Origin of the sequence: Flavobacterium yafengii (genome assembly GCF_030010375.1) — a bacterium.
GTDB classification, from domain to species: Bacteria; Bacteroidota; Bacteroidia; order Flavobacteriales; family Flavobacteriaceae; genus Flavobacterium; species Flavobacterium yafengii.
This window is the reverse complement of record NZ_JASCRY010000002.1, coordinates 545,297-561,254: the sequence shown is the minus strand read 5'-3', so window position 1 is coordinate 561,254 and position 15,958 is coordinate 545,297. Positions and strand designations below refer to the sequence as shown.

The window sequence follows — 15,958 nt, the reverse complement described above, 5'->3', positions numbered from 1 at the left end:
TTTAAGTTTAATCCAGTTCTATCAACGCTTTGATGACGTTATTTTTTGGATTAATCCACTTTTCAAATTCAGTTATCATTTCAGTAAAAGGAGCCCTGTGGGTAATGTATTTCTTTGGGTCTATTTTACCGTTTTTAAGGCATTCCATCACATAGAGAAAATCATCTTTTGTTGCATTTCTACTACTCATTAAAGTAGATTCCCGTTTGTGAAAATCAGGATGGCTAAAACTAAGTTCCCCTTTTTGAAGACCCACCAGAACAAATCGTCCACCATGGGCGATGTAATTAAAAGCACTGTTCATAACATTACGGTTACCGGTTGCATCTATGACAACTGTAGGCATGTCGCCGTTTGTGATTTCCATAAGTCTTGCCGTGACATCTTCATTTGCAGGATTTATCGTGGCATCAACATGGAGTTCTTCTTTACAAAAACGCAGCCTGTATTCGTTGATATCCATCGCGATTACTTTTGCACCAGCTATTTTAGCAAATTGTATCAGGCCAATTCCTATAGGACCAGCTCCCATAACAAGTACCGTGTCATTTGAATTTACCACAGCTCTTCTTACTCCATGTGCAGCTATGGCAAGTGGTTCAACAAGTGCCAGTTGGTCGTAATCCAGTCCGCCACCCTGCAGTAGATATTGTTCTGGGATGGTAATATATTCTGCCATTCCTCCGTCGATATGAACTCCAAAAACTTTAATCTTTGCACAGCAGTTCGTAAGTCCATTTCTGCAAGCCACACATTCACCACAATGAAAATAAGGTATAAAAGTTACCTTATCACCCGGTTTATAACCTTCAGCTTCGCCTTCAATATATTCAGCAGCGAGTTCATGTCCTAAAATACGTGGATATTCAAAATAGGGCTGTGTTCCACCAAAAGCATGGATATCTGTACCACAAACACCTATTTTTCTAATCTTTAATAATACTTCACCATCCTTGCGCACCGGCATGGGTTTATCTTTTAATTCAAACTGATGGGGTTTTTCGCATACAATGTATTTCATCTCTTAATTTTTTTATAATTATTTGCTGTACGCTACCGCCACTTGTTTGCTTGTTCCCAATCCTTCTATTCCTAATTCAACCACATCTCCCGCTCTAAGATAAATAGGTTGCGGTTTGATTCCTAAACCAACACCTGGAGGCGTTCCTGTACTGATAACATCACCCGGAAGCAATGTCATGAACTGGCTGAGATAATGAACCAAGAAAGGAATTTTGAAAACTAAATTCGATGTATTACTATTTTGGAATGTTTTTCCGTTTACTGTCAACCACATCGACAAATTATTTACATCTGCAATTTCATCTTTTGTTGCCATGATGGGTCCAAGTGGAGCGAATGTATCACATCCTTTTCCTTTTGCCCATTGTCCGCCACGTTCCAATTGAAACGCTCTTTCGCTGTAATCATTATGCAAACAATACCCTGCTACATAATCCATAGCATCTGCTTCTTCAACATAGCTGGCTTTTTTTCCTACAATAAATACCAATTCAATTTCCCAATCGGTTTTATTACTGTTCTTTGGAATTATTAAATCGTCATTCGGTCCACACAAAGCGGTAGTCGATTTAAAAAAGATAATCGGTTCTTCCGGTATTGGCGCACCAGTTTCTTTACAATGGTCTACATAGTTTAATCCGATACATATTATTTTAGATGGTCTTGCCACCGGTGAACCCAAACGTACAGAAGCGTCAACGTCAGGCAGGACAGGATTATTTTCTAAAGCTGCTTTTAATGTCTCTAGTCCATTTTCTTCAAAAAATGCTTCATTATAATCCGCAACAATTGCCGATACATCAAATCTTTTTTCTCCGATTAAAATACCTGGTTTTTCTTTACCGGCTTCTCCAAAACGTATTAGTTTCATTTTATTTATTTTTTTAGTATAATTGTTTTTATAGTATGAATAAGGTGACCTTAGTTATTTAATTTAATAAATCCTCCGTCAATAGGATAGTCACAACCGGTAATAAAACCAGCTTCATCGCTGCACAAGAATAACGCCAAAGCCGCCACTTCGTCCGGTTTCCCCATGCGACCAATAGGTTGTGATTTAGATAGTTTATCAAACATTTCAGCTTCCTTTCCCGGATAATTCTTAGAAATGAATCCATCCACAAACGGTGTATGCACTCTGGCAGGAGAAATGGAATTACAACGGATATTTTCGGCCATATAATCTTTGGCAACCGATAAAGTCATAGCCATTACAGCTCCTTTGGCCGTGGAATAAGCAAATCGATCCGGAATACCTACCCAAGCCGCAATGGAAGCCATGTTTACAATAACGCTACCTTCGGAATTGCGCAGTTGTGGGATTGCTGCATGCAAACAATTGTAAACCCCTTTTACATTCACATTCATAATGCGATCAAAGTCGGCTTCTGGCGTGGTTTCCACGTTACCCACATGTGCTATTCCTGCATTGTTGACAAGAATGTTGATGTTACCAATTTTTTCAAATGTTGCCAATACTTCTTGCTGATTGGCCACATTACAGGCATGAGAAAACACTTTTCCTCCATTTTCCTTTATTTCCTCAACCGCCGCTTTGGCACTTTCTTCGGTTAATTCTACAATATGCACTTCGGCACCTTGCTTTGCGAATAAAGCAGCAATTGCTTTCCCTATTCCGCTACCTCCACCAGTAACCACCGCTTTTTTATTTTGTAATGAAAACATAATTTTTATATTTAATTTAGATGATAATTAAAAACCGATAATTGCTCCAAATAATTTTCATTAAGCATAATACAACTTAATGGGTAAAATTATTTATTAAAACAAACCATTGAAATTCCTTTTCATATTGATTTCCTATATCAAAAACCATATTTCACTTCCTTTATTTGAATCTCGCAAGTTTAACAAACTTTCACAACCTCCATATTGAGTAATTGACCCAGCTTTTCAATTTTTGAACTAATATGACCCACACCTACCGCACAATGATGTGCAGGACCATGACTATTCTAATCGTTCACAAATTTTCGTGCACCGATTGAAAATTTATACCGACTGTTGGTATTCCCTATTTGTAAAATCGGACCAGCTACAGATTCTGACTCAGCAACCAGCAAGAGTAATTTGCCATTGTTGGATTCTACTACAGAAAGCAACGTAACCGGACCATTCCTAACCTACATTTCAACAGACAAACCACTACCGACTTTCCCATGATAAACACCTAGAGGACGAACTTTCGTTTTACCTTCGGCGGTTGTAATATGACCCGGGCCATCATGTCCCATCAATACCACATCGGCTGCAAAATCCAGAGCGTAATATTCAGTAAATGAACCTCCTGCACCAAAACTATCCAATATCTTCATTGCTTGGGCACTTTTTATTTCATTGCTGTTTTTATAATCAAATTTCATTTAAAAATTACCCTTTTTAAAAAAAAAGGACTAACAAAGGTCTTTAATTTTGATTTGCACTTAACACAAAAAAGGACAAAGCATTCGCTTTATCCTCTTGAAACTTATTTACTTTTCCTATTACAAATCCGTAATTGGAGCATATTTAGGCACTAGTGATTTCATCACAACCCAACCTGTTAAGTAACAAACCGCACAAATGGAGAAAATAATAAAGTATCCAGCTTCAATACCTTGAAAGCCCATAAAATCCATATTAGTTTCTTGGGTATAATCAAATAAAAGTCCCGAACCTTTATTGATCATGGTAGAGCCAATACCTCCAGCTAAACCACCAATACCTGTAATGGTAGCAATTGCCTTTTTCGGGAACATATCTCCAACTGTTGTAAAGATATTTGCTGACCAAGATTGGTGAGCTGCACCTGAAATACCAATTATAATTACTGGTAACCAATAGCTAATATGTCCCAAAGGCTGTGCAATTAAGGCCAATAATGGAAAGAATGCAAAAATTAACATAGCTCGCATTCTACCTTCATAAGGATTCATTCCTTTTTTTTCAACAAAATAAGTTGGTAACCAACCTCCAATAATAGAAAGCAAGGTAATCATGTATAGAACAAATAATGGTAAAGCGGCTTCAGTAGAATCCATTCCGTAAACAGAGCTTAAATAAGCTGGAGTCCAAAATAAGAAGAACCACCACACACCATCTGTCATAAACTTACCAAAAGCGAAAGCCCAAGTTTGCTTATACTTAAAACAATCCATAAGAGATACTTTGGTACTAGTTTCGGGCACGTAACCTTCTAGTTTACTATCGGCAATATCATCTTGCTGGATATATTCCAATTCAGCCGCACTAACTTTTATATGGTTATCAGGCTTATCATACATAAAAACCCAAAATCCCATCCAAACAAAACCTAAGGCTCCAATAATAATAAACGCCATTTCCCAACCAAAAGATTTTGCAATAAATGGAATAGATATTGGAGCAGCTAATGCTCCAACGGTGGCACCTGCATTAAAGATACTGGTAGAGAATGCTCTGTCTTTTTTAGGAAAATATTCAGCTGTTGTTTTAATAGCGGCAGGGAAATTTCCAGCCTCACCTACTGCCAAAACAAAACGAGCAAATATAAATAAGGTAACACTCACATTAATTACCATCCCTGTATCATTAACATTCCGAATTGCTTCTTTTGCTCCTTCAAAACCAACAAACCATTCACCAGTTATTATTCCTGCTGTTGCAATACCACAAAATGCATGTAAACAAGCCCCTATAGACCATATTCCAATAGCCCAAAGAAATCCTTTTTTAGTATCCAACCAATCCACAAATCTTCCTGCAAATAATAAAGATATTGCATAAAAAATAGAAAATAATGCCGTAATATTTCCATAATCATTATTGGTCCAGTGGAACTCAGGGGCAATAAAATCGCTCCATGTCAAAGAAAGCACTTGCCTGTCCAAGTAGTTGATGGTAGTCGCAAAAAAGAGCAAACCACAAATTGACCAGCGGTAGTTACCAATAGCTTTATTCTTTTCGTTCATAGTTTCAATTATTTATAGAAAGTTAAATATTAAATTAGTTTTGACTACACCTTGATTCACTAAAAAAATTGCAATAAAATCCAACTTCATATTAAAATAAAACACTGTCCTTAAAATTAATCTATTAGAGTGCTTTTACAAGAAATTCTAAATTGAGCTAATATGTAATGTAATCGATTGCACAAATATACTTTATAATATATATATTCCAAACTTTTCAAATATTATTTTAAATTTCCAAGATAAATAAACAGATAATATAAAAAAAGTATTATTAAATTAAACATTTTATAAAATAAATGTTAAAGATAAAATGTACAAAAAATTAGCTAATTTAAATAAAAAAGGCCTTAGTAAAAATTATACATTCCATAAAAACAGACGAGTAAAGCGGTTTATTTTTACAGTAAAAACAGTAATTTACTTTTTTTAGAAGTAAAAAACAATACATTTTCTTTTTCGGCATCCTATTCTATAGAGCCTTTCGAGGCATTGGAAGGGGTAAAAACAAAACAAAACGATCAACTCCTTCATGTTAAAGTGTATTATTTACATTTGTAAATATTGCACAATCCAATCTTATTTTTACATTTGTAATTGTCATTTTGACTTTTTTACATACAAAGTGACACCATAAATACTAATTACAAGAAATAAAATGAAGAGATTAAAAGGAATAACTTGGAATCACACCAGAGGCTTGCTACCAATGGTAGCAACATCTCAGCGTTTTACCGAACTAAATCCAGAAATTGAGATTAGCTGGGAAAAAAGAAGTTTACAAGAATTCGCCGATGCCTCCATAGAAGATTTAGCCAAGAGATTTGACCTATTGGTTATTGATCATCCATGGACGGGTTTTGGAGCACAAACTAATGCGATCCTCCCTCTATCAGATCATCTTTCTCCAGACTATATAAAAGATCAAGAAATAAATACTGTTGGCCGTTCTTACGGAAGTTATGTTTTTGGTGGCAAACTATGGGCCTTACCAATCGATGCGGCTACTCCGGTGGCAGCGGCTCGATTAGACATTTTAGAAAAAAAAGCGTTAAAAGTCCCTCAAACTTATGAGGATTTATTGGCTCTGGCCAAAAAAGGATTGGTCGGTTTTGCCGGAATTCCTGTTGATATTTTGATGAGTTTCTATATGTACTGCTGCAGTTTGGGTGAAGCTCCATTTCAATCGGAAGAAAAAGTAATCTCTTTGGAAACTGGTAAAAAAGCTTTGCAACTGTTCAGAGAATTAACACAACTAATAGATCCAGCTAATTTTAACCGAAATCCAATTCAGATTTATGAAGCAATGGTAAATTCTGATCAAATCGCCTACTGCCCTTTCGCTTACGGATATTCCAATTATTCCCGAACAGGATATAGCAAAAATTTGCTTCATTTTTATGATTTGGTGCGTTTGAACAACCAACCAATGATTAGCTCATTAGGAGGAACGGGTTTAGCAGTTTCCTCATTTAGTCAACATATTCCTGAGGCCATCAAATATGCTGAATTTACAGCTTCATCCCAAGTTCAACAAAACATTTTTGCCGATAATGGAGGACAACCGGGGCACCTGCAAGCATGGAAAAGCGATCGAATCAACCAGTTGACACATGATTATTTTAAAAATACTTTACCAACCTTAGAAAGAGCTTTCTTGCGTCCAAGATATTCCGGACACATGTATTTTCAAGACCATGCCGGTGACGTGGTGCGTGATTATTTGATGAATGGCGGTAACGAAAATTTGGTTTTGGAAGAAATGAACACACTTTACACGAAGTCTTTAAACTTAAAAACCGCATGAAACCATTAGATGGATTAGTCGTATTAGAATTTTGTCAGTTTTTGGCTGGACCTTCTGCCGGATTAAAATTAGCCGATTTAGGTGCCAGAGTCATCAAAATTGAACGTCCTATAAAAGGAGAAGCTTGCAGACAACTGAGCATCAAAGATCTTTTTGTTGATGAAAGTAGTTTATTGTTTCATACCATCAACCGAAATAAAGAATCATTTGCGGCCGACCTTAAAAACCCCGAGGATCTAATTTTAGTAAAAAAGCTCATTGCCAAAGCGGATATTATGACCCATAATTTCAGACCTGGTGTAATGGAAAAAATCGGTCTAACCTTTGCAGATGCATTAGCTATTAATTCAAGAATAATTTACGGAACCATTACAGGTTACGGCGATAAAGGACCATGGGCTAAAAAACCAGGACAGGACTTGCTATTACAATCCCTCTCTGGATTAAGCTGGTTAAGCGGCAGAAAGAGCCAAGGACCAGTTCCTTTTGGTTTGGCAGTAGCCGATCTAATGTGCGGGAATCATTTTGTTCAGGGAATTTTAGCAGCATTACTCAAAAGAGCAAAGACAGGAAAAGGAGTTTTGATAGAAGTGAGTTTGTTGGAATCTGTTTTGGATGTTCAGTTCGAAGCGATAACTTCTTATTTAAATGACGGTGGGCAACAACCTGAAAGAGGTGATGTAAAAGGAAGTGCACACGCCTTTTTGAGCGCTCCTTATGGTATTTATCAAACTCAAGATGGTTACATTTCGTTGGCCATGGGCGATTTACTTTTAATTGGAAATGTTTTAGCAATCGATTTCAAAAAATACGCTGATAAACAGCAATGGTTTTCTAAAAGAGATGAAATACGAAATATATTAAGCGACAAACTGCTTAAACAAACTGCTGATTATTGGCTGTATTTACTGCAAAAAGAAGGGATTTGGTGTGGAAAAATTCTCAATTACGAAGAACTAAACAATCAAGCTTTTGTCAATGAATTACAATTAAAACAAACCGTAAAAAATTCGGCTGGAGAAACTTTGGTTACCACCAGAAGCCCTATCCAATTGGATGGCGAAATTCTGGCAAGCACAAAAGCGGCTCCAAAAGTTGGAGAAGACAATGCAACAATACACAAACAATTTTTAAACGAATAAATGAAACCATTAGAAGACTATTTAATAGTAGATTTTAGCCAATTCCTTTCAGGTCCATCGGCCAGTTTACGATTGGCTGATTTAGGCGCTCGTGTTATAAAAATTGAAAAACCCGGCACTGGAGACATCTGTCGAACTCTTTATACTTCTGATTTGATAATGAACGGAGAATCTTCCGTTTTTCATACCATTAATAGAAACAAAGAATCATTTGCCATTGATTTTAAACAACCATCAGAACTCGAAAAATTAAAAAAATTAGTAGCGAAAGCCGATGTAGTAATGCATAATTTTAGACCTGGCGTGATGGAACGCGTGGGTTTGAGTTATGATGAAGTAAAAAAAATCAATCCTAATATCATCTATGCCGAAATCTCCGGCTACGATACTAAATCCGAGTTAAAAAATTTTCCGGGACAGGATTTATTATTACAATCACTAACCGCTTTAACGTGGCTGAGCGGCAATCAAGACGATGGTCCCGTACCAATGGGATTATCAATTGTGGACATGCTGGCTGGGGCTCATTTGGCACAAGGAATTCTAGCGGCTTTATACAGAAAAGCAACTCATACTATTGGAGCAATGGTTCAAGTAAGTATGTTGGAATCGGCCTTTGATTTTCAGTTTGAAACCATTACCACTTTTTTTAATGACGGTGGCCAATTACCCGTTCGAACAAAAAGCAACAATGCTCATGCTTATTTGGGAGCACCGTACGGTATTTACAAAACTCAAAATGGCTATTTAGCTTTGGCTATGGGATCCATTCCTGTTTTGGCTTCGCTTTTAAAATGTGATGCATTATTGCAATTTCCCGAGAATAAATTTACTCTAAGAGACGAAATAAAAAATATTCTAGCCACTCATTTACAAACAGAAAACACTCAGTTTTGGCTAGACATTCTAGAACCGGCTGATATTTGGTGCGCCAAAGTGCTGAACTATCAGGAACTTTTTGCAGAAGATGGATTTAAAGTTTTAGAGTTTACACAGCAAGTTCAAATGCTGGATGGCTATTCGTATAAAACAACCCGATGTCCGATCAAAATTGACGGTGAGTATTTTATTTCAAGCAAAGGCTCTCCAAAACTTGGCGAAGACAACGAGCGAATTATTAAAGAATTTATTGATTGCTAATGGAAAAATTAAGAATCGCTGTCAGAAAATTTGATCCTTTTGAAAGTACACTACAAAAGCTATGGGATTTTTTTTGCATAAAAAACAATATCACTATTGAAGCCGAAATGGTTCCTTTGGAATTGCATGATCTTTACGAAGAAACCATCACAAAAAAGGGTTTACAAAACGGAAATTGGGATATTGCCCATCTCAATACTGATTGGATTTTTGATGCGGCCAATCAACAAGCGGTTCTGGATTTAAATCCATTGATTGCCGAAAATGCCCCTCAAAATTATCCTGATGGTTGGCATCAATCTTTATTGCGTTTACAACAAATCAATAAAGGCACTTACGGGCTTCCTTTTCATGATGGCCCAGAATGCTTGATTTTTAGAAAAGATTTGTTTGAGAATCCTATTGAACAACAAAAATTCAAAAGTAAATTTGGCTATGAATTGCATCCTCCAAAAACATGGGAGGAATTCACCCAAATAGCTGAGTTTTTTAACAGACCCGAAAAAAATCTTTACGGATGTGTTTTTGCCAATTATCCCGACGGGCACAATATGGTTTTTATTTTTTGTTTACTGATTTGGACCAGAGGAGGTTCCTTATTGAATTCCCGAAATAAAATTGACATAAACCGTCCCGAAGCCGTTGCGGCATTGGATTATTATAGAACTATTGCCAATAATCCGAAAGCGGTTCATCCACAATCAAAAGATTTTGGTTCTGTAGAAGCAGGAATGGCTTTCGCCAAAGGAGAAGTTGCAATGTCCATCAACTGGTTTGGCTTTGCATCCATGTGTGAAGTAATCGAAGAGTCGAAAGTGAAAGGCAAGGTAGATATTACAGAACTTCCGCACGACAAAAACCACGAAACCGCTTCTTTGAATGTGTATTGGTTGTACACCATTGGCACCGGAAGCAAACATCAAAAGCTGGCGTACGATTTTCTGCGATTTGCCACCACAGCAGAAAGCGATAAATTATTGACTAATGAAGGAGGAATTGGCTGTCGAAAATCGACTTGGAATGATCCCGAAATCAATAAAACCATTCCTTTTTATCACAAATTAGAAATGTTACACGAAACTGCTTTGACACTGCCTCAAACCCCGGTTTGGCCAAAAGTTGCCGAGTTAATAGACAAAATGATATTGAAAGCATTAGAAAGCAACATTCCATCCGAAAAACTAGTAAAAGAAACACAAATTACTATTCAAAACATTATATAAAAATGAATATACCTTATAAACCCTTATTGCCTAACACAGAGCAACCCATTATCATTATTGGCGCAAGTGGCATCGTAAAAGACGCTCATTTACCCGCTTATGAAATGGCTGGTTTCAACGTTTTTGGCATTACCAACAGAACGATTTCCAAAGCACATGATTTGGCGAAGCAATTCAAGATAGCGCATGTTTTTGAAAACGTGGCCGATGCGGTGCAACATGCTCCATCAAATGCCGTTTATGACATTACTGTCCTACCCGATCAATATATCGAAATTTTGGAACAATTGCCTGATGGCGCTGCCGTGCTTATTCAAAAACCAATGGGGAATGATTTGGCGCAAGCCCGAGAAATTGTAGCGGTTTGCGAACGAAAAAAATTAGTGGCAGCCATCAATTTTCAGTTGCGCTTCGCCTCTTTTGTAAGCGCTGCACGATATATAATTAACGAAGGAATTATTGGCGATTTGTATGATTTAGAATTTAAAGTTACTGTGAATACTCCTTGGGAATTGTTCCCGCTTATTAAGGAACATCCAAGATTGGAAATCCTTTTTCACAGTGTACATTACATCGATTGCATTCGTTCCTTTTTGGGAAATCCAAAAGGCGTGATGGCCAAAACTGCCAAACATCCATTGAAGAAATTATCTTCTTGCCGATCTACCATTATTTTGGATTATGGCGAAGAGATGCATGTGATAATCAATACAAATCACGATCATCATTTTGGACCAAAACATGAAGAAAGCTATATCAAATGGGAAGGAACCAAAGGAGCTATCAAAGCCAAAATGGGCTTGCTGATGAATTATCCTGATGGAATGCCCGATGAATTTGAAATTGCGTTAGCTAATGAAAAAGACGGCACTTACGAGTGGAAAAAAATCGAACTCGAAGGCTCTTGGTTTCCAGAAGCATTTATTGGAACAATGTCAAATTTGATGCGCTTCAAAGAAGGTTCAGATCAAAAATTATTAGCAAGTGTACAAGATGTTCTCGATACCATGAAAGTAGTTGAAGCCTGTTACATCAGTAACAAAAATGGAGGTGTTGCCTTGGATCAATTATAAAAAATAAAAATATATGTATTTCAAATCCACATTTTTTGAAGATTATCACATCAACGACAAACGAGTAACCTTAGGCAGAACCATTACCGAGACTGATTTTGTGGTTCACGCAGGACACACAGGCGATTTTTTTCCACATCATATGGATGAAGAATGGTGCAAAAAACAACCTTTTGGACAACGTATTGCCCATGGCACCATGATTTTTAGTATTGGCATTGGCTTAACCGCATCCGAAATAAATCCAGAAGCTTTTTCTAAAGGATACGACCGTATGCGATTTGTAAAACCGGTACATATTGGCGACACCATTCATTCTGAAATTACAATTTCCGAAAAAGGAGATGCAAAAAGACCCGAAATGGGCACCGTAACAGAACACGTAGAGATTATTAATCAAAGAGGAGAAGTCGTATTAGTCTGTGATCATTTATTATTAGCAAAAAAGAAATAATTTTAAACATCTAAATACAACCATGCAAGTAACAAACCAAATTGGCGATCAACATGAAGTGCCAGCAGAAAAGGGAGCGGGAGCTAAATACCTTTTACCTTTTATCCTAATTACCAGCTTATTTTTCCTTTGGGGAATGGCACACAATCTGGATTCTATCTTAATTCCACACCTAAAAAAAGCATGTGAATTAAACAACCGTCAATCAACATTGATTGATACCTCAGTATTTTTTGCTTATTTCATTATGGCCATTCCTGCAGGAATGTTGATTAAAAGATTTGGCTACAAAAACAGCATCATTATAGGATTATTAGTTTTTGCAACAGGAGCCTTTCTTTTTGTACCAGCCGCAAATACCAGAACCTATGAACTTTTCTTATTTGCTTTATTTGTAATAGGATGTGGTTTAACAATTTTAGAAACAAGCGCCAATCCATATGCCGCGATTTTAGGTCCACCGGAATCTTCCTCTAAAAGATTAAATCTTGCCGCATCTTTTAATGGACTGGCAGCAATGGTTGCTCCTATTGTAGGTTCCCTATTTATACTGTCCGGAAAAACCAATACACCGGAACAAATGGCCGCAATGTCTGACACAGTAAGGGCTGCCTATTTACTAGAAGAGGCCTCTGCCGTGAAATTACCGTATATTATTTTAGGAAGCATCTTAGTTTTGGTTGCCATATTATTTTACTTCATGCATTTGCCTTCGATGAAACCGCAACATACTGAGGTAGAAATCAAACCTGGTTTTTTCTCTGTTTTAAAATTTTCACATTTAAGCTGGGCGGTAGTTGCACAATTCTTTTATGTAGGAGCTCAGGTTTGCATCACGAGTTTTTTTATAAGAATAGCACAACAAGGCGCTGGTTTAGACGAAAGAACGGCTGCATACTATCTTGGTATTTATGGCTTTCTGTTTATGGCAGGCCGATTTATCGGAACATTCTTTTTAAGATTCGTCAAAGACTCTGTTTTACTTTCTATCTATTGTGTAATAAGCGTTTTCCTTTGTTTAGTTGCAATTTACGGAACAGGAATTTATGTTATTTATGCCCTTGGTGGAATTGGATTTTTCATGTCAATCATGTTTCCCACTATTTTCTCTTTGGGTCTGGTAGGACTAAAATCGAATACAGAAACAGGTTCGTCTTGGTTGGTAATGTCAATTGTTGGTGGTGCCATACTTCCTTACGGAATGGGAACTTTAATCGACATGAAACACGATGATATTCAAGCCGGATACATCATTCCTTTAGTTTGTTTTGTAATCATCCTTTATTTTGGAATATTTGGACATAAAGTAAAACAACCCGTTTAAAATCAATTGATTGAATCACAGACGACGCTTTAAATCATAAAAGTTATTTATCAAATAGTCAAACAGAAAATAAACTAGAAATTAAAAAATAATATAATGAATTATAAAAATTTAATTGGACAGTTACCAAAAATAGGAATCAGACCCGTAATCGATGGAAGATTGGATGGCGTTAGAGAATCGCTTGAAGAATCTACCATGAATATGGCAAGAATCGCCGCTGATTTCTTGGAAAAAAATCTAAGACATGCCGATGGCAGTAAAGTGGAATGTGTTATTTCGGATTCTTGTATTGGAGGCGTTGCCGAAGCCGCTGCTTCCGCCGACAAGTTTTCAAGAGAAGGTGTTGGCTTGAGTTTAACCGTAACGCCATGTTGGTGTTATGGCAGCGAAACCATCGATATGGATCCAATGATTCCAAAAGCAATTTGGGGTTTCAACGGAACCGAACGCCCGGGAGCTGTATATTTGGCCGCAGCCTTGGCAGGTCATAACCAAAAAGGACTTCCCGCATTTGGTATTTATGGCCGAGATGTTCAAGACAGCGATGACACTAGCATTCCTGCCGATGTGCAAGAAAAATTATTACTTTTCGGGAAAGCTGGTTTGGCAGTAGCCACGATGAAAGGTAAATCATACTTATCAATGGGAGCCGTTTCTATGGGAATCGCGGGTTCTATCATTGACCCTAATTTCTTCGAAAGCTACTTGGGAATGCGTTGCGAAAACATCGACATGACCGAATTCTCTCGAAGAATCGAACATGAAATCTACGACAAGGAAGAATACAAAAAAGCTTTTGCTTGGACAAAAGCAAAATGCAAAGAAGGAAAAGATTACAATCCTGAGAACCGACAAAAATCAAGAGCCGAATTAGATAAGGATTGGGAATTTGTCGTAAAAATGGCATTAATCGGCCGTGATTTGATGATTGGAAATCCAAAACTAAAAGCCTTAGGATATGGTGAAGAAGCGTTGGGAAGAAACGCTATTTCGGGCGGTTTCCAAGGACAGAGACAATGGACAGACCACCTTCCAAATGGTGATTTCATGGAAGCCATTCTAACCTCATCATTTGACTGGAACGGCATCAGACAACCTTTTATGTTGGCTACGGAAAACGACAGCTTAAACGGAATTTCAATGCTATTCGGACATTTATTGACTGGCGCAGCTCAAATATTTAGCGATGTGAGAACCTATTGGAGTCCTGAAGCCGTGAAAAGAGTAACGGGTTACGAACTTAAAGGCGACGCTGCCAACGGTTTTATACACCTTATTAATTCTGGAGCCTCAGCATTGGACGGAACAGGTGAACAAACCATCAACGGAAAACCAGCGATGAAACCTTGGTGGAACATTACCGAAAGTGAAGCGGATAAATGTTTAGAAAACACAACTTGGGGACCAGGAATGCTGGAATATTTTAGAGGTGGTGGCTATTCTTCCACTTTTAAAACCAAAGGAGAAATGCCAGTAACCATGTGCCGAATCAATATCGTCAAAGGCATTGGACCCGTATTGCAAATTGCAGAAGGAAAAACCATTGAACTTCCCGAAGACGTGCACAACACCATCAACGAAAGAACCAATCCAACCTGGCCAACCACTTGGTTTGTTCCAAACTTAACTGGCAAAGGGCCGTTCAAGGATGTCTATAGCGTGATGTCCAATTGGGGAGCCAATCACGGCGCTTTCACTTACGGACATATTGGAGCCGATTTAATTACTTTGGCAGCCATGCTCCGAATCCCGGTAAACATGCACAATGTTCCCGAAGAAAAGATTTTCAGACCAAGTGCCTGGGCATCTTTTGGTATGGATCCAGAATCTTCCGATTATAGAGCCTGCAGCACTTACAAGGCATTGTATGAATAAAAACAGTTGATTTTTATATTTTTGGCGTTACCACAAGGGTCGGGCTGTACGTTGCAATCTCCCGAAAAAAATCGGGAGGATTTCCACTGCCATCCCTAACGCGAAACCCCAGTATAATTGACCAATAAAAGAACAAATAGGCTAGTTTAAAATACAGAACTAGCCTTTAGATTAAAAAAAACATTAAAACCAATTATAACACTAATGAAAAACAAAATCATTATAACAGCATTACTGTTTGCATCATTCCTTACTAACACCGCTTTCGGGCAGGAACAATCAGACACAAAACAAAACCAGAAAAAGGAATTGACCCAAGAAGAAAAACTAGCCAATTCTAATCTAGAGCAAGAAAAGAAAGCCACCGAATGGGTTGCTTCCTTAAATTTGAACGATACCGCAAAGGAACAGCGACTCCAGGCAGTAATAACTACACATTTGAAAACGGTTCGCGACTGGAATAACGAACATTCCGGCACTCTTGTGCCTACAGGAATTAATCCTGCCACGGGACAGAAACTCAGCGACCTCGACCGACAGATTATTGCCCAGTCATCTATGCCTATAACGGTTCATGATAATCTGATGACAGGTCTTCGTAAAGATCTCACCGAGGGACAGGTAGAAATTATCTTGGATAAATATACTATTGGAAAAGTCCAATTTACAATGGCGGGTTATAAATCTATCGTTCCGGACATGACCGCTTTGGAAGAAGAAACCATTCTCAAGTTTATGAAACAGGCACGTGAGCAAGCTGTCGATTATAAGAGCATGAAACAAATTTCGGCCATCTTCGAAATTTATAAAACCAAATCGGAGCAGTATCTAAACAACAATGGCCGTAACTGGAAGCAAATGTATAAAGCTTTCACTGATGCCATAAAAGCAAAAAAAGCTGCTGAAAAAGCAAGCAAATAAATTAATAAATAGGAATATAAATT

At 37.6% G+C, this 15,958-nt stretch carries 14 protein-coding genes; 9 read left to right on the top strand and 5 right to left on the bottom strand.

Annotated elements, in window-relative coordinates; genetic code table 11:
- Positions 1 to 7: 7 nt before the first annotated feature.
- The 5 genes from QLS97_RS09805 to QLS97_RS09785 form a co-directional block, all read right to left on the bottom strand.
- Positions 8 to 1,021, bottom strand: coding sequence for a zinc-binding alcohol dehydrogenase family protein (locus QLS97_RS09805; RefSeq protein WP_282716326.1), 1,014 nt, complete (start codon positions 1,019 to 1,021; stop codon positions 8 to 10).
- An 18-nt stretch (positions 1,022 to 1,039) separates the two neighbouring features.
- Positions 1,040 to 1,894 (bottom strand): fumarylacetoacetate hydrolase family protein, encoded by an 855-nt coding sequence (locus QLS97_RS09800; RefSeq protein ID WP_282716324.1) that lies wholly within the window; start codon positions 1,892 to 1,894, stop codon positions 1,040 to 1,042.
- A gap of 50 nt (positions 1,895 to 1,944) precedes the next feature.
- Positions 1,945 to 2,709, bottom strand: coding sequence for an SDR family NAD(P)-dependent oxidoreductase (locus QLS97_RS09795; protein ID WP_282716322.1), 765 nt, complete (start codon positions 2,707 to 2,709; stop codon positions 1,945 to 1,947).
- A 458-nt stretch (positions 2,710 to 3,167) separates the two neighbouring features.
- Positions 3,168 to 3,407 carry a hypothetical protein gene (locus QLS97_RS09790; protein ID WP_282716320.1) on the bottom strand — a complete coding sequence of 80 codons (240 nt, stop codon included), beginning with the start codon at positions 3,405 to 3,407 and terminating at the stop codon, positions 3,168 to 3,170.
- Positions 3,408 to 3,527: 120 nt separating this feature from the next.
- Positions 3,528 to 4,973, bottom strand: a complete 1,446-nt coding sequence (locus tag QLS97_RS09785) for an MFS transporter (protein ID WP_282716318.1) — start codon at positions 4,971 to 4,973, stop codon at positions 3,528 to 3,530.
- 658 nt (positions 4,974 to 5,631) lie between these two features.
- Here QLS97_RS09785 and QLS97_RS09780 point away from each other — a divergent pair.
- From QLS97_RS09780 to QLS97_RS09740, 9 genes are all read left to right on the top strand, one after another.
- Positions 5,632 to 6,780: an ABC transporter substrate-binding protein gene (locus QLS97_RS09780; protein WP_282716316.1), complete on the top strand. Its 1,149-nt coding sequence runs from the start codon at positions 5,632 to 5,634 to the stop codon at positions 6,778 to 6,780.
- Positions 6,777 to 7,922: a CaiB/BaiF CoA transferase family protein gene (locus tag QLS97_RS09775; RefSeq protein ID WP_282716314.1), complete on the top strand. Its 1,146-nt coding sequence runs from the start codon at positions 6,777 to 6,779 to the stop codon at positions 7,920 to 7,922. The genes QLS97_RS09780 and QLS97_RS09775 overlap by 4 nt, the downstream gene beginning before the upstream one ends.
- Positions 7,923 to 9,062, top strand: coding sequence for a CaiB/BaiF CoA transferase family protein (locus tag QLS97_RS09770; protein WP_282716312.1), 1,140 nt, complete (start codon positions 7,923 to 7,925; stop codon positions 9,060 to 9,062).
- A complete protein-coding gene (locus tag QLS97_RS09765) occupies positions 9,062 to 10,285 on the top strand; it encodes an ABC transporter substrate-binding protein (RefSeq protein ID WP_282716310.1) in 1,224 nt (407 codons plus the stop codon). Before QLS97_RS09770 ends, QLS97_RS09765 begins: the two co-directional genes overlap by 1 nt.
- 2 nt (positions 10,286 to 10,287) lie before the next feature.
- Complete coding sequence (locus tag QLS97_RS09760; RefSeq protein WP_282716308.1) at positions 10,288 to 11,358, top strand: Gfo/Idh/MocA family protein; 1,071 nt, start codon at positions 10,288 to 10,290, stop codon at positions 11,356 to 11,358.
- A 13-nt stretch (positions 11,359 to 11,371) separates the two neighbouring features.
- Entirely contained in the window at positions 11,372 to 11,812 is a 441-nt protein-coding gene (locus tag QLS97_RS09755; protein WP_282716306.1) for a MaoC/PaaZ C-terminal domain-containing protein, read from the top strand.
- Between the two features lie 22 nt (positions 11,813 to 11,834).
- The gene (gene fucP / locus QLS97_RS09750; protein ID WP_282716305.1) at positions 11,835 to 13,136 is read left to right on the top strand and encodes an L-fucose:H+ symporter permease; all 1,302 of its coding nucleotides are present in this window, start codon (positions 11,835 to 11,837) and stop codon (positions 13,134 to 13,136) included.
- 96 nt (positions 13,137 to 13,232) lie between these two features.
- Positions 13,233 to 15,014 (top strand): L-fucose isomerase, encoded by a 1,782-nt coding sequence (locus QLS97_RS09745; RefSeq protein WP_282716303.1) that lies wholly within the window; start codon positions 13,233 to 13,235, stop codon positions 15,012 to 15,014.
- Positions 15,015 to 15,218: 204 nt separating this feature from the next.
- The gene (locus QLS97_RS09740; RefSeq protein ID WP_282716301.1) at positions 15,219 to 15,935 is read left to right on the top strand and encodes a DUF3826 domain-containing protein; all 717 of its coding nucleotides are present in this window, start codon (positions 15,219 to 15,221) and stop codon (positions 15,933 to 15,935) included.
- The last annotated feature ends 23 nt before the right edge of the window (positions 15,936 to 15,958 follow it).

What these genes read in the sequence shown, in the direction of transcription:
- QLS97_RS09805 (WP_282716326.1), bottom strand. Translation starts at nt 1,021, where the DNA reads ATGAAATACATTGTATGCGAAAAACCCCATCAGTTTGAATTAAAAGAT.
- QLS97_RS09800 (WP_282716324.1), bottom strand. Translation starts at nt 1,894, where the DNA reads ATGAAACTAATACGTTTTGGAGAAGCCGGTAAAGAAAAACCAGGTATT.
- QLS97_RS09795 (WP_282716322.1), bottom strand. Translation starts at nt 2,709, where the DNA reads ATGTTTTCATTACAAAATAAAAAAGCGGTGGTTACTGGTGGAGGTAGC.
- QLS97_RS09790 (WP_282716320.1), bottom strand. Translation starts at nt 3,407, where the DNA reads ATGAAATTTGATTATAAAAACAGCAATGAAATAAAAAGTGCCCAAGCA.
- QLS97_RS09785 (WP_282716318.1), bottom strand. Translation starts at nt 4,973, where the DNA reads ATGAACGAAAAGAATAAAGCTATTGGTAACTACCGCTGGTCAATTTGT.
- QLS97_RS09780 (WP_282716316.1), top strand. Translation starts at nt 5,632, where the DNA reads ATGAAGAGATTAAAAGGAATAACTTGGAATCACACCAGAGGCTTGCTA.
- QLS97_RS09775 (WP_282716314.1), top strand. Translation starts at nt 6,777, where the DNA reads ATGAAACCATTAGATGGATTAGTCGTATTAGAATTTTGTCAGTTTTTG.
- QLS97_RS09770 (WP_282716312.1), top strand. Translation starts at nt 7,923, where the DNA reads ATGAAACCATTAGAAGACTATTTAATAGTAGATTTTAGCCAATTCCTT.
- QLS97_RS09765 (WP_282716310.1), top strand. Translation starts at nt 9,062, where the DNA reads ATGGAAAAATTAAGAATCGCTGTCAGAAAATTTGATCCTTTTGAAAGT.
- QLS97_RS09760 (WP_282716308.1), top strand. Translation starts at nt 10,288, where the DNA reads ATGAATATACCTTATAAACCCTTATTGCCTAACACAGAGCAACCCATT.
- QLS97_RS09755 (WP_282716306.1), top strand. Translation starts at nt 11,372, where the DNA reads ATGTATTTCAAATCCACATTTTTTGAAGATTATCACATCAACGACAAA.
- fucP (WP_282716305.1), top strand. Translation starts at nt 11,835, where the DNA reads ATGCAAGTAACAAACCAAATTGGCGATCAACATGAAGTGCCAGCAGAA.
- QLS97_RS09745 (WP_282716303.1), top strand. Translation starts at nt 13,233, where the DNA reads ATGAATTATAAAAATTTAATTGGACAGTTACCAAAAATAGGAATCAGA.
- QLS97_RS09740 (WP_282716301.1), top strand. Translation starts at nt 15,219, where the DNA reads ATGAAAAACAAAATCATTATAACAGCATTACTGTTTGCATCATTCCTT.